Annotated in this window: 10 protein-coding genes and 1 tRNA gene; 9 read left to right on the top strand and 2 right to left on the bottom strand. The window is 53.4% G+C overall.

Going from position 1 to position 14,071, the window contains the following annotated elements; translation table 11 throughout:
• The first annotated feature begins 156 nt into the window (after positions 1-156).
• From ettA to G497_RS0104325, 3 genes are all read left to right on the top strand, one after another.
• The gene (gene ettA, locus G497_RS0104335) at positions 157-1,839 is read left to right on the top strand and encodes an energy-dependent translational throttle protein EttA (RefSeq protein ID WP_027187227.1); all 1,683 of its coding nucleotides are present in this window, start codon (positions 157-159) and stop codon (positions 1,837-1,839) included.
• Between the two features lie 349 nt (positions 1,840-2,188).
• On the top strand, positions 2,189-4,771 hold the full coding sequence (gene priA / locus G497_RS0104330; protein ID WP_027187226.1) for a replication restart helicase PriA: 2,583 nt from the start codon (positions 2,189-2,191) through the stop codon (positions 4,769-4,771).
• A 341-nt stretch (positions 4,772-5,112) separates the two neighbouring features.
• Positions 5,113-6,390 carry an OmpP1/FadL family transporter gene (locus tag G497_RS0104325; RefSeq protein ID WP_169726968.1) on the top strand — a complete coding sequence of 426 codons (1,278 nt, stop codon included), beginning with the start codon at positions 5,113-5,115 and terminating at the stop codon, positions 6,388-6,390.
• Positions 6,391-6,506: 116 nt separating this feature from the next.
• Here the strand turns inward: G497_RS0104325 and G497_RS18970 are convergent, their stop codons facing one another.
• Both G497_RS18970 and G497_RS0104315 read right to left on the bottom strand, forming a co-directional pair.
• Positions 6,507-8,225, bottom strand: coding sequence for a class II aldolase/adducin family protein (locus G497_RS18970; RefSeq protein ID WP_051257833.1), 1,719 nt, complete (start codon positions 8,223-8,225; stop codon positions 6,507-6,509).
• A gap of 201 nt (positions 8,226-8,426) precedes the next feature.
• Positions 8,427-10,820, bottom strand: coding sequence for an ATP-dependent helicase (locus G497_RS0104315; protein ID WP_245576343.1), 2,394 nt, complete (start codon positions 10,818-10,820; stop codon positions 8,427-8,429).
• A gap of 202 nt (positions 10,821-11,022) precedes the next feature.
• Here G497_RS0104315 and G497_RS18965 point away from each other — a divergent pair, with 202 nt between their 5' ends.
• From G497_RS18965 to G497_RS20755, 6 genes are all read left to right on the top strand, one after another.
• Positions 11,023-11,427, top strand: a complete 405-nt coding sequence (locus G497_RS18965; RefSeq protein WP_051257832.1) for a hypothetical protein — start codon at positions 11,023-11,025, stop codon at positions 11,425-11,427.
• Positions 11,428-11,646: 219 nt separating this feature from the next.
• A tRNA-Leu gene (locus G497_RS0104300) sits at positions 11,647-11,735 on the top strand.
• A gap of 159 nt (positions 11,736-11,894) precedes the next feature.
• A complete protein-coding gene (locus tag G497_RS20055; protein WP_156907925.1) occupies positions 11,895-12,113 on the top strand; it encodes a hypothetical protein in 219 nt (72 codons plus the stop codon).
• Between the two features lie 179 nt (positions 12,114-12,292).
• Entirely contained in the window at positions 12,293-13,327 is a 1,035-nt protein-coding gene (locus tag G497_RS0104290) for a PP2C family protein-serine/threonine phosphatase (protein ID WP_027187223.1), read from the top strand.
• Positions 13,320-13,883 (top strand): protein kinase domain-containing protein, encoded by a 564-nt coding sequence (locus G497_RS16715; protein WP_051257831.1) that lies wholly within the window; start codon positions 13,320-13,322, stop codon positions 13,881-13,883. Before G497_RS0104290 ends, G497_RS16715 begins: the two co-directional genes overlap by 8 nt.
• Positions 13,829-14,071, top strand: a 243-nt coding sequence (locus tag G497_RS20755; protein ID WP_156907923.1) for a helix-turn-helix domain-containing protein, incomplete at its 3' end; no start/stop codon positions are given. The genes G497_RS16715 and G497_RS20755, both read left to right, overlap by 55 nt.

Here is a 14,071-nt window from a genome sequence, read left to right as displayed (position 1 = left end):
CAAAAAGCACGAGTAAGGGAAATTCATTTTCCCGCTAAAATGAGTGTTTTTTGTGACTCAGGCCATGTTTTGCCTGCGTAAGCAGCGCGGAACATAATGGAAAAAGCACGCAAAACGCAGTTTTGCAATGGTCTTGTATTTTGTCGCGAGGAATGCATGAGTAACGAACCAGATAAGATTATTTATTCCATGATCCGTGTTTCCAAGCGGCACGGGCAGAAAGAGGTGTTGAAAGACATTTCTCTTTCGTATTTTTACGGCGCGAAAATTGGCGTTCTGGGCCTGAACGGCTCTGGTAAAAGCTCGCTACTGAAAATTCTGGCTGGCGTAGATTCCGCTTTTGACGGGGAAACCGTGCTTGCCCCCGGCTATACCATTGGCTACCTGGAACAGGAGCCCCTGGTGGATGAAACACGCACTGTGCGTGATGTGGTGGAAGAAGGCGTGGTAGAACTTATTGCCATACGCAATGAGTATGAAGCCATTAACGCCAAGTTTGCCGAACCCATGGAACCCGATGAAATGGATGCGCTCATTACCCGCCAGGGTGAAGTGCAGGAACTCATGGATTCCAAAGACATATGGGACCTGGACTCACGCCTGGACATGGCCATGGACGCCTTGCGCTGCCCCCCTGCGGAAGCTTCTGTCAGTGTGCTCTCCGGTGGTGAACGCCGCCGTGTGGCCCTGTGCCGCCTGCTGTTGCAAAACCCAGATATTTTGCTGCTGGACGAACCCACAAACCACCTGGATGCTGAATCGGTTGCGTGGCTTGAGCGCTTTTTGCAAAGCTTCCCTGGCACAGTCATTGCCGTTACTCACGACCGTTATTTTCTGGATAATGTGGCTGGCTGGATTTTGGAACTGGACCGCGGTCGCGGTATCCCCTGGAAGGGTAACTATTCCTCCTGGCTGGAACAAAAGCAAAAGCGCCTTTCCCAGGAAGAAAAGTCGGAGACTGACCGCCAGAAGACCCTGCAACGGGAACTGGAATGGATTCGCATGGCCCCCAAGGGCCGCCATGCCAAAAGCAAAGCCCGCATCAGCGCCTATGAAGCGTTGCTCTCTTTTGAGGCGGAACGCCGTGCCGCTGAACTGGAAATTTATATTCCGCCCGGACCGCGCCTTGGCAAGCTTGTGGCGGAAGCTGAAGGCGTGAGCAAGGCCATGGGCGACAAACTGTTGTTTGAAAACCTGGACTTTATCGTTCCACCCGGTGCGGTGGTGGGTATTATTGGGCCTAACGGGGCTGGTAAAACTACCCTGTTCAAAATGCTGGCCGGGGTAGAGCAGCCGGATTCCGGCGAGCTGCGCCTTGGGGACACAGTGAAAATTGCCTGGGGCGACCAGAACCGCGACACCCTGGTGCCCGGAAAAACTGTGTATGAAGTGGTGAGTGATGGGTATGACACTATCAAGCTGGGCAACCGGGAAGTGAACTCCCGTGCGTATTGTTCCCGCTTTAACCTGCAAGGCCAAGACCAGCAGAAAAAGGTGGAAATGCTTTCCGGTGGTGAACGTAACCGCGTGCACCTAGCCATTACGGTAAAGTCTGGCGGCAACGTACTGCTGCTTGACGAACCCACCAACGACCTGGATGTGAACACCATGCGTGCCCTGGAAGAAGCTATTGAAAACTTCGCCGGCACCGTGTTTGTTATCAGCCACGACCGTTGGTTTCTTGACCGCATTGCCACCCATATTATGGCATTTGAAGGCGATTCTTCCGTGCTGTTTTTTGATGGCAACTATTCGGAATATGAGGAAGACCGCAAGCGCCGCCTGGGCAAAGAGGCCGATAACCCCCACCGCATTAAGTTCCGCAAGTTCACACGGTAACCGTTCCGTTCTGTATTCACTTGGGGGACGCTGTCCCCCAACACCCCCTGCAAGGGACGTGACGCCCCTTGACCCCCATTTTGCGTTCTCTGTTTCGCATTGCGAAACAGAGAACGCTTATGTGGGGTTCCAAGGGCATCGTGCCCCTAATGCCGACGGCAGTCGCGAGTCTTCCTTAGACCGACGGAGTCGCGAGCGTAGCGAGCCGTGGAGTGAGGGCGGAGGGTGCGGGCGGCTTTGCTGTCCCGCGCATCTTCACACAGCCCGAACGGAGCAGGTCGGGGGCTGGGGGACAGCGTCCCCCAATAAAAAAATACAAAATTTCTGTTATGTTACAAAGGAACGCCCCTTGTTTGCACAGGTTGCCTTGTTTTCTCCGCCCTACAGCATGCTTACGTACACCTTGCCTGCCTACCTGCCCCATGAATGCTGGCAGGTGGGGCAGCGCGTTGCCGCGCCCCTTGGCAATGGCCTGCGGGCGGGCATTATTGTGGGGCTGGAAGAAAACGCCCCGGCCATGCCGGCTGGTGCCGCTGCCAAGGCAGCAGGTATGGTATTCAAGCCCCTGTTGTGGCCTATGGAACATGCACCGCTGCTTTCCCCGGCCTATCAAGAAATGGCGCGGCAATTGGCCTTGCGCCACACTACAACTCTGGGGAACATTCTGGGGCACCTGTTACCTGCCGGGTTGCGTGCCACCGGGGTAACGGTACGTTTTTTTGGGGCTGGAAAGCCCAGGGAATTGAAGCTGAACCGCCTGAAAAATGTACCAGAAGCGGAACTGGCACAGTTGGGCGCGTTATGGGCAGCAGGCCAGGCCACGGTGAGCGAGGCTAAAACAGACCCCCTGGACAGGGAAGTGTGCGCCCTGGCAGGCGACCCCCCCTGGCCTGTAAAGCCGGGGGCCAAAAAGCAAATTGCCTTGCTGGAGTTCTTATTTGCCCATGGCACCGTGCCCCGGCGCAGGCTTGTGGATGCCTTTGGCACCACAGTGACGACCACTTTGCAAACCATGGCGGAACGCGGGCTTGTGCGCATTTCCCCTGCTGGCAGTGCCCCGGTAATGCACCAGGGGGCAAACGCGGGGCAAGCTATTGGGAATAATACGAACCAGAAGGCACCTGGGGCAGAACAGCCCTTGCCCGGCGGGCAGGAGCTTGCCTTTTTGGAATACGATGCCTTAGCCCAAGATATTGGTCCTGCGGAAGAAGCTACCCTAGTGCAAGAATTTGGCCTGGAAGCCGCAGAACTTGTGCACCCTGGCGGGGATCCTTCCCTGTTGCTGCCATCTGACGTGTTGCTGCCTGCGCATTTTACCCTTACTCCGCATCAGCGTACTGTGCTTGACCCCCTTGCCGACGCCCTGGCAACGCACAAGGCAGAAACCCGCCTGCTGTTTGGGGTAACAGGCAGCGGCAAAACGGCTATTTACCTGGAGCTTGCCCGGCAGGCGCTGTTGCGGGGGCGTTCCGTGTTGCTGCTTGCGCCAGAGGTAGCCCTTGCCTACAAGCTGTGGGGCGATTTGGAACACGCCATGCCGGGGGCCACACGGTTTTTATTCCACGGCTACCAAAGCCAGGCAGCGCGTGAAGCGGCCTTCCGCGCTTTGGCCCGGCAGCAAACGCCGTGTGTGGTGGTGGGTACTCGTTCGGCCCTGTTTTTACCCATGCCCCCCCTTGGGCTTATTGTGCTGGATGAAGAGCACGACGCTTCTTTCAAGCAGGATGAAGGCTTTGTGTACCAGGCCAAAGAAGTGGCGTGGTTCCGGGCCGGGCAGGATAATGCCATGCTGTTGCTGGGGTCTGCCTCGCCAGATGTCAAAACATACCATGCCGCAACGCTGGGGCGCATTCAGGTGCATACCCTTACGGAGCGTGTGGGGGGCGGTGCCTTGCCGGAGGTGAATTTTATTACCATTGGGCGGGGCAGGGCAGACGCGGAACTGCTTGCCCAAGAAAGTAAGCTGGCTTTATGTGAAACCGTAGAGCGGGGGGAACAGGCCGTTATTTTGCTCAACAGGCGTGGCTATGCCCCGCAAATGTACTGCCTTGGCTGCGGGCAGGTGGTAAAGTGCCCGCATTGCGACATTGGCCTTGCCTACCATAAAGCCAGGGAACGCCTGTTATGCCACTACTGCGGCTATGTTGTGCCTTTTCCTTCCCCGTGCAGCAACTGCAAAGGTATGCATTTTTTACCCATGGGGGAAGGCACGGAAAAGGTGGAAGAAAGCTTGGCAACCCTGCTGCCTTCCGGCACTTCGGTGTTGCGCCTTGACAGAGACAGCACCCGCCGCCCAGGAAGCATGGAAGATATTCTGGCCCGGTTCGCCAGGGGGGAAGCCTCCGTTTTGGTCGGCACCCAGATGCTTTCCAAGGGGCACCACTTCCCCAACGTAACACTGGCCGTGGTGGCAGACGCCGACCTGGGCCTGAACCTGCCGGATTACCGTGCGGCAGAACGTACCTTTCAACTCCTGCTCCAGGCTTCCGGTAGAGCCGGGCGGGGGGTAAAGCCCGGTAAGGTGCTGGTGCAAACCCGCGACCCGGATCATTATTGCTGGCAGTTTGTAAAAGACGCAGACTTTTTGGGGTTCTACGAACGGGAAATTGCCCTGCGGGAACGGAGGCGTTACCCACCCTTTGTGCGCCTAGCTCTTATTCGCCTAAGTTACCCCATGGGAGAAGAAAAAGGGCAGGATGCCATTGCCCGCATTGGCAAAACCCTGCGGGAAGAAGGCAAAGCCCTTGGGCTGCAAGTGCTTGGGCCAGCCCCAGCCCCCATGCCCCTGTTGCAGGGCAGGCGGCGCTTTCACTGCCTGGTAAAAGCGGCAGACTGGCAACCCCTGCGCACCCTGTTTGCCAAAGCTACGGAGCAGAACCCTGGCCGGGTGTTGCGTATTACCTTGGACTTGGACCCCGTCAGTCTCATGTAATAATTCAAGCTGCGTGTTATGGGTAATCAGAGTGTTGTTGTCATGTTTTTTTGTTCCAGTTGTGGAAAAAATAGGTATGATAATACAGTGGTATTTTTCCTGTAACCTGTGGATAAGTGTACAAAATAATATATATAGTTATTTCTTGTTGTATTGTCTATCTATATGATTTTGCTTGTCATTATCAATAATGTCCTGTAACTTTCAATTGCAGATTACTGCCCACTTGGAATAGTCACGTAATAGTGAGCAGCGTTTATCTGTTTCTTTTGTATTGGGCTTTTTATGCATTCTGCGTAGGCGCGATACTTCCTTGTAACCCTTTCTCGTTCGAGATGTTTATGAAAAATCTGTTCTTGCGCTTTGCTATTTTTTGCAGCGCATTGGCAATGGCTTCCCCTGCCATGGCAGAAGGCTTTGCCCTGTATGAATATAGTGCCCGTAGCATTGCCCTTGGCGGGGCAACCATGGCCCGCAAGCCAGACCCTTCTGTGCTTGCCACAAACCCGGCAACCATTACCCGGTTGGAAGGACTTCAGTTCCAAACGGGGCTTTCCGTTATCAGCCCACGGGGCCGAATGACAGGCACAGATATGAGCGGTCAATCGTTCAACGTTCACTTGAAGGATAGCATATGGCCTGTGCCCAACTTTTATTACACGCACAAGCTTAACGACCGTGTTGCCATTGGCGTGGGGCAATTTTCCCGCTTTGGCCTTGGGTTTGAATACCCCAACAACTGGCCGGGGCGCTTTAATGTGTATGAAGTGGAACTGCAAACCCTTTCCCTGAACCCCAACGTGGCCGTGGCTGTTACAGACGAGCTTTCCGTGGCTGCCGGGGTGGAGGTTATGTATACTAACCTGAACTTGCGCAAGCGGGTTGCAGTGAACCACCCTGTGTTCGGCAAATTGGCAGAAGTGGATAGCAATATTATAGATGCCGACAGCTTTGGCTACGGCTTTAACCTTGCCACCCACTACCAGTTTAACGACCAGTGGGCCGCAGGCCTTGCCTACCGCAGTTCAGTGTATTTGAAGAACGAGGGCAGGGTGGAATATTCCCTGAAAGAGAATAAGGCAGGCGCTATGGGGCAGAAGATTTTTGACGATAACTTCCCCAATGGCGGGGCCATGGGCCGGGTGCATTTGCCGGAATCTGTTTCCGGCGGTGTTTCCTACTCCCCCACCAAAGACCTTTCTGTGGAAGTGGGCGGTATTTGGACACGCTGGAGCCGGTTTGACGCCCTGGACATTCACTTGCGTGAACAGGGAAGGGTGGCGGAAAGCCCCAAGAACTGGAAAAACACATGGCGCTTCAACACAGGGGTGGAATACCAGGCCCTGGACTGGCTGGCCTTGCGGGCTGGCTTTGTGTGGGACCAATCCCCCATGACAGAAGAATATGAAGATTACCTTGTGCCAACAGATGGCAGGCAAATTTACAGCGTGGGCGCAGGCTTTACGTATGATGCCTGGACATTCGACGTGGCCTATGCCCTGATTAATGCCAAGGGCCGTAAATACAGCGAAGCCTATGCCGACCGCAGCCTGCTGGAATCTGAAGCAAAAAGTACCTACACGGATATTGTTTCGTTCTCTATGGGGTACAAGTTTTAACGCACAGTAACTGGTAATAGTCGTTTGCCGGGTTAGGCAAGATTCTTTTGTGCAATGCAATCAAAACACCGTGTTTCCCTTGTGGGGGAAACACGGTGTTTTTCTAGGGAGCAGGGTTAACTGTTTAAGGTCATTAATTGCACCTTGGCAAGTTGTTCCAGTTCTTCGGCAAGGGGGGTCAGGGTGGTGGCGTCCGGCCCATGGGTAACAAGCCCATGCCCTTCCAGCCACACTGCCGGGTGGGTTTTGCTGGCTTGGGCCACAGCTTCGGCCAAGGCTGCTGAACCTGGGGGCAGGGCAGGCACAAAGGCCAGCTTGGCCCGGAAGGCGTCTGCCTCAAACAGGGGCAGGGTCAGGCGTTGCTCCGGTGGCAGGCGCAGGCCAAGGGCCAGCAAGTGGGGCGGGTGGGTGTGCAGTACAGCCCGTGTTGTGGGGCAGGCCTTGTAAATGGCAAGGTGCATGCCTGCTTCGGTGGAAGCGGCCTTGCCGTGCAGCAACGTGCCGTTTTCTAGTGCCACGGCGCTTACATCTTCCAGCCCCAGGTGGCTTTTGGCAGCTCCGGAGCGGGTAATAAGCACCTGTTGCGCAGTTTCTTCTGCATTCCCTGTTACTTCCAGCAGGCAACTGGCGTTGCCATTGAACCCGGCAAGCATGCCGCGCTGCCATGCCACATGGCACATATCGTTAAGGGTAGCGTACCCGCGTCCAATGGTGGTGGGGTCCCCTTGGGTAGTGTTGGCCCACGGGGAAATTTCCACCTGGGGGGCGGCGGCAGTGAAGTGGTCAAACCCATGCCGGGTGAACAGGTTCCCATGCAGGCGCACCCCGGGTGTGGCACTTGCGGTGCCCAAAAAGCGAGCCCCCGGCACGGCCTGCTGCACGGCAGGCCATAGTTCGGGTTCCACCGTGCCCACCAGGGCGTAGTCTTCCGCACCTATCAGGGCCACATGGCTGGCAGGCACCCCTGCTTCCAGGGCAAATGCCCGTACTTCCGGGTGCAGGGAGGCATCTTCCATGGTTATTTCCGCCCCTAGCGGCCCCAGCAGGCGGGGCAAGTCTTGGGCCAGCCCGTCGGAAACGTCCATAAGGGACATGCGCGAAGTGGCTTGCGCTTTTTGTGTGGTTCCAGAAATTTGATTCAAGGCCACACGGGCCAGGGTGATGCCTTCTGCCAGGCGCGGGTGCGGGGCCACGTTGGCAGCGCAAGCGGCAGGATAGTGCGCCTTTGCCGCGCAGCCCTGTTTTTCCATCATGCACAGGCCAACATGGGCAAGGCCCGGTTCACCACACAAAAAGAGAACGTCCCCTGGCTGGGCGCACTGGCGGCGCAAATAAAAGCCTTTGTCCGGGGCCACACTTTCCCCCCACACTGTCAGGGTGCAGCCAAAGCGCGGGCCGTGGCTAATGTCGCCCCCGGCCAGGGTAATGGCATATTCCGCTGCCGCCGCCGCCATGCCCTGCAAAAAGGCATCCAGCACTGTTTCCCCCATGCCACGGGGCAGGGTAAGGCACATGGCAAAACCCAAGGGCCGTGCCCCGGCTGCGGCAAGGTCGCTTACGCACCGGGCCAGGGCTTTTCTGCCAGCATCCTGCGGGGTAAAGTACCATAGGCGGAAGTGGCTTTCCTGCATGAATGCGTCAGCGGAAAGGGCAAGGCTATGGCCCGCAAAGGCAAGCTCTGCACAGTCGTGCCCGCGCCCCACCGGGGTGTGCGCCGTGCGTGAAGGAAAATGACGGTGGATAAGGGCAAGGCAGGCGTCTTCTGAAGCGATAACCCCGCCGCCGCTCCAGTGCTTTGCCACAAACTCCGTTTGCCAATTCTGTGGCCCGTGCATAGGCGCTCCTAAAAAATTGATGGGGATTTCATTTCATGCGGGGCGCTGCCCCGCACCCCGCAAGGGCTATGATAGCCCTTGACCCACATTACGGGGTTGTGTTTGCAGCGCAAACACAACCCCGAAGTATGGGTTCCAAGGGGGTTATCCCCTTGGTGGGGGAGTCTGAGGGGGCAACGCCCTCTCAGAGAAGTTATCAAATTATTCTAGCGTAATATAGGCCGCCATGATGACTTTCAGGCCGAAGCCGGGGAAGTTCACGCGGTATTTGTCTGGTGGCAGGTGCTGAATAATTTTGCCCCTGCCGAACACTTTGTGGTGGCAATAGCCGCACTGTTCCGGGCGGGTAGTGGTGCTTGAGCCACTGCCAAGGGCAAAGCCTTCTTCTTGCATGTTGTGTTCTGGTGCCACGGGTTTTGTGGGGCGCAGGGTGGGGGCTGCGGCCCCGGCAGGGCGTGGCAGAAAGGGCTTGGGCACGTGCGGCGCGGTGTGGGCTTTTTTCTGCACCAGCCCGCCGGTGTAGCTTTCCTGCCATTCGGAATACAGGCTGGGCTTCAGTTCCCGCACAAAGGGGCTGGGCACGGCAGGAATGGAGCCGCCGCTGCCTTTGTCGTACAGGGTGGCAGGTATGTACATTTCCAGCGTTTTCTTGGCGCGGGTACAAGCCACGTACATAAGGCGCCGCTCTTCTTCAAAATCTTCCGGGCGGGTAAGGGAATGGCGGGAAGGAAAGCGCTCTTCCACAAGGTCCAGAATGATTACCGCCTCCCATTCCAGCCCCTTGGCCGAGTGAATGGTGGAAAGCACCACCCCTTCCTCTTCCTTTTCTTCTTGCAGGGGGTCTTCCAGGGCCAGGTCGGAAATGAACAGGTCCAGGGCGTCGTAAGCGCTGGCAAGCTGGGCGAACTGTTCCAGCCCTTGCAGGCGGCGGGGGAAGTCGTCTGGGTAAAGTTCTTCCAGCTTGGGCTGGTAATGCTCAATAACGGCGCTACACAGAATTTTCGGGGTGCTGTTCAGGCGGCGGTGCTCATCAATAAAGTTCAGGTCTGCCAAAAGGCCGGGGAAGCGGGCCACGGCTTTTTCCACCCCGGCTTTGTCCCCTGCCAGCACAAGCTGGTAAATTTTCAGGCAGGTGCGCGTACCCACCCCTTTGTGCAGCTCTGCCATGCGGGTAAAGGCAGTGTAGTCCATGGGGTTTTGCACCAGCCGTATGTAGCTCATCATGTCTTTTACGTGGGCCGCTTCGGTGTAGCGGATGCCGCCGTACTTTTTAAAGCGCACGCCCAGTTTGTTCAGCTCCAGTTCCAGGGCATAGGAATGGAACCCCGCCCGGAACAGCACGGCAATTTGTGAAGGGGGTATGCTGCGGGAAAGCTCGATAATGCGCGAAGCCACCAACTGGGCCTGGGCGCGGTCGGAAAGGGGGCGCACCACGCGCGGCGTTTGGCCTGCACCAAGGCTGGTGAACAGGTGCTTTTTGTAGCCTTCTGTGGCTTTTTCCAGAATGGCGTTGGAAACGTCCAAAACCCCTTGGGTGGAGCGGTAGTTTTCTTCCAGCCGAATCACTTTTGTGCCGGGGTACTGGTCAGGGAAGCGCAGAATATTTTTTACATCAGCCCCGCGGAAGGCGTAAATGGACTGGGCATCGTCGCCTACCACCATAAGGTTGCCGGTAAAGGTTTCGGTCTGCTTTTCCTTGCCCGTGACAGCAGCGGGGGAAAGCCCCGCCACCAGCCCGGCAATGCGGGCCTGCACGGGGTTTGTGTCCTGGTATTCGTCCAGCATAATATACTGGTGCTTGCGGCGGCAATAAGCCAGGGCGTCTTCATTTTCCAGCAGCAGGCGCTCAAATTCAAACAGCAGGTCGTCGTAATCCAAAAGCCCTTTGGTGCGCTTGAACTCGGCATACGTGCGGCCCAGCATTTCAATGGCATCTGTGTGGGGCAGCAGGTGGAACGATTCGCGCCGCAGCACTTCTTCCACCGTCATTTCCTTGTTGCGCGTTTTGCTCAAAATGCCGTTAATGGTCTGGTTTTTGGGGAACGACTTGTCGCCCTTGCCCGCTTTTGTTTCTTCGCGGCAGTGTTGCAGGGCAGCAATAATGTCGTGGCCATCCATAACCGTAAGGTTGCGGGCCATGCCGGAAGGCTGGAACAAACGCAGCACGGAATAGGCATAGGCATGGAAGGTGCCGCCTTGCACCCCGGCAAGGCCGTGGGCGGCCCCGCTTACGGCGTGGGTGCGGGGCTGTGGCTGGTAGCCTGCGGCGTAATCGCCTGCGTAATCCGTGGTAGTACCGGCATGCAGCGGCGGTGTTTCCTGATATTCTGAAAGCGCGGGCATGCCCCGCTGGCAAAGCAGGGCGCGGGCGCGGTCAATCATTTCCTGTGCGGCCTTGCGGGTGAAGGTAAGCAACAGAATGGAGGAAGCAGGCACGCCAGATTCCACCAGCCGTACCAGCCTGTATACAATGGTGCGTGTTTTGCCGCTGCCAGCCCCGGCAATAACCAGCACCGGGCCTTCCAGGGTGGTGGCGGCCTCGTATTGCGCGGGGTTCAGTTCGTTTTGGTAGTCTATTCCTGTTTGCATAGCCATGCGATACCGTTCAGGGCGCAGTTTGTCCAGCCTTTTGACGGGCCAACCTTTTTGGCGTATTCTTTACGGCGTGAGCAGGTGCGTGCTGCCCGGTTAATAATAATGCCGCCCATTGCTGCTGCCCATATTGGCTGCGTATACTGCTGGCGTAATGCCCAAAACGCACTGCCCGTGAACTTCAAGGAGAAACACAGGAGAACATATGGTTTTTTTAACCTCGGAACTGTTTGTTCAGTGTATGTACAGCCCCGACCTTTCCTATGAAACCCTGCATGAGCGTGAAGACGCCCTTACCGCCATGCTGCATACGCTGTTTGCCCGGTTTAATGCCCGTGCCATAAGCTTTACCCCAGATGAAGACGCCCTGCAGGCCCAGTGCGAGGTGCCCGCCCATGCGGAAGACGAATGCCACGAGTTTTGTGAGGCCCTTGCCCCGCTGCTGGAAGAAGGCATTGAAGGACGGCTGCTGTTTGTGCGTAAAGACCTGGAACTGATAAGCCTGTACAGCATTGCCAACGGTGCGTGGCGTGAATGCTGCCTTACCCCGCCACCAGCCGGGGAAATTGGCACGACACTGCGTAAAAAGAACTTGGGCGTGAAAGGGTAGCCACAACGCCGCTGCCAGCTTTTTTTGAATGACGCGCGCAAACGGTGCAATGCACACTCAATAACTTGTAGCAAACGCTAAAACTGCGCGGTTATACGGAAAGAATGCTTTCTTTGCACATGAGGCAACGAACCCCTGCCCCGTGCAAAACTCTCGATTTTTAGTTGTGCAACGGCCAAGAGTGGGTTACTACTCTCCTGCCAACAAAGCACAACACCCGCCCGGGTGGTGGAATTGGTAGACACAAGGGACTTAAAATCCCTCGGTTGGAAACGACTGTGCCGGTTCAAGCCCGGCCCTGGGCACCAAGTGAGAGAAAGAGAAAGCGACTTTAGCCGAAGAGGGTGAAAGTCGCTTTTTTTTGTAGGGGTGGGGTGCTGGTCTAACCGGGGTCTAACTTTTGTGTTTTTTTGTGGTATCTACTAACATATATGATACTCTACGGTTTATTCGGGAGGGTGCAGCTCATGATTATACAGGCATATGGTGAAGAAGACTTTCGAAGATTAAAGGGAGTAAACCTTGCTAAGAGTTTTTTCCCTCAACCGCAAGCAGAAATGGACACTCTGAAACAAGTCTCTACTGCTTTTCGACAACTTGAATCAAATAAAACCATTCTTCCAGGGCAATATCAACAAAGTAAAGAAAAATTGAATAAAGACAAGCTTCAAACTCATCAGAAATAGAAGAAATAATGAGCAAAAAGTTTGCAGAAATCAATGAATTCAGGTTGTTCAAAAAATAACATTATTCTCTGAAGTCTACCACTCCCAACGGAAGGTAGTCCTCCCAAAAACTAGTAGTCGATTACGAAATGATATAGAAGTTATGGCATTGGCAACAATTTAAACCTACGGAAACTCATATGACTGAAAGTCAGACGAAAGAACAAATACAGAATATTATTAATAGATATTTATTGCGGAATGCTCCACAACCAGCAGGGGTTCGATCAATCGCTGAGAGCGTTGCAATAGGAACGGATATTGGAGGGCATAGGACAGAGAACCAAGATAGAGTTCTACTTGCGTATAGATTAAATGCTGATAATTCAGAAACGTTTTCCATTATTCTTTGTGATGGAATGGGCGGAATGGAAAGCGGTGCTCAGTGTGCAAGTCTAAGTATCGCAATATTTATAGCAAGACTCTTTTTTTATGACTCAGTGAATACAACATTGTCTTCAAGATTAGATTTTTCTGTTAGGGAAGCAGATCGAATCGTATTCTCCAATCACTTTGGCAAAGGTGGTGCAACCTTGTCTTCTGTTACCTTTGATACAAAATATGGTTTTTGTGGAGTAAATGTTGGAGACAGTAGAATATACGCTTGTGAATTTGATAAAGTTAATCAATTAACAACAGATGACACGTTGGCAGGTATAAGAAAAGATAAGACATCTTATTTTCCAGATGATAAAAACTTACTTCAATTTATCGGCATGGGTAAGGATATTAATCCCCATATAATAGAGATCAACAGTAATGACAATATCAGTTCTTTTCTTATAACTAGTGATGGAAGTCACTTCGTTGGCGATGACGCTCTTGCTAAAATAGTAGTAAATTCAAAAAAATCAGAAACAGTAGTCAGAAGACTTATTGAGCTATCTCGAATGTATGGCGGTAGTGATAATTCTTCAATTGCCTTTATGCAAATTTCATCCGATTTTAAACAGCAACTGAATCCTGATAGGGACGTCCTATATATCTTCACACCGTATAGCGAGCTGCAGATAGTTTGTTGTCCTGATAGAAAAATCAAAGATGAGAATATGGATTGTAAGCCCAACATAGATATTAATACTCAACCTAAAAAAAAATCAAGAAAACAAAAAAATAAACCAGACAAAAAGCTCACTCCTACAATAGAAATAAGTTTTGGAGATAGCAATGGTTAATCAAAGATATAAAAAGCTTAAAGAGGCACCACAGGGCGGACTTGCTAATGTTGATATTTATAAAGATACACATTTAGATCGAAAGGTTGTAATAAAAACCCTGCAAGACAATGCAAACATAGATCGTTTATATGATGAAATAAATGCTTTGTTAGCAATACGTTCTAAACACGTAGTACAAGTGTATGACATCTTAACCCTTCAAGATGGGTCACTAGGTATTGTCGAAGAATTTATTGATGGTAATAGTTTGGATTGTTTTACAAAATCGTTATCATCAGATGAGTATCTTAAAATAATATGGCAAATTGCCTCAGGAATTTTAGATATCCATAATAATGGAATCATACATCGTGACATAAAGCCAAATAATATTAAAATTGATAATGAAAATATTATTAAGAGGCGGATTCAAGTCGTAAGTGCAACACCTCCGGTGTTGGATAAAAAAGCAAGGTGCGGTAATACCTTAGCTCTCTATCCACCACAGATGAGGGAACTATGCACTACACGCACCTTGCCAAGGAAGAACGCTATTACATTTTCTGTAGTCTGAAAAGCGGAAAATCCATGAGAACTATAGCACGTGAATTGAACCGCAGCACCGCTACAGTTAGTCGTGAGTATGCCCGCAACAAGGGGTTGCGCGGTTATCGCTACCAGCAGGCTGAAAGGAAAAGCCAAGAAAGGCAGGCTCATAAAGGAAAGACTCAGATATCACCTACAACATGGCTGGCAGTAGAG

Origin of the sequence: Desulfovibrio cuneatus DSM 11391 (genome assembly GCF_000430005.1) — a bacterium.
GTDB classification, from domain to species: domain Bacteria; phylum Desulfobacterota; class Desulfovibrionia; order Desulfovibrionales; family Desulfovibrionaceae; genus Frigididesulfovibrio; species Frigididesulfovibrio cuneatus.
The sequence above is the reverse complement of the archived record's forward strand: the minus strand, read 5'-3'. Positions and strand labels throughout refer to the sequence as shown.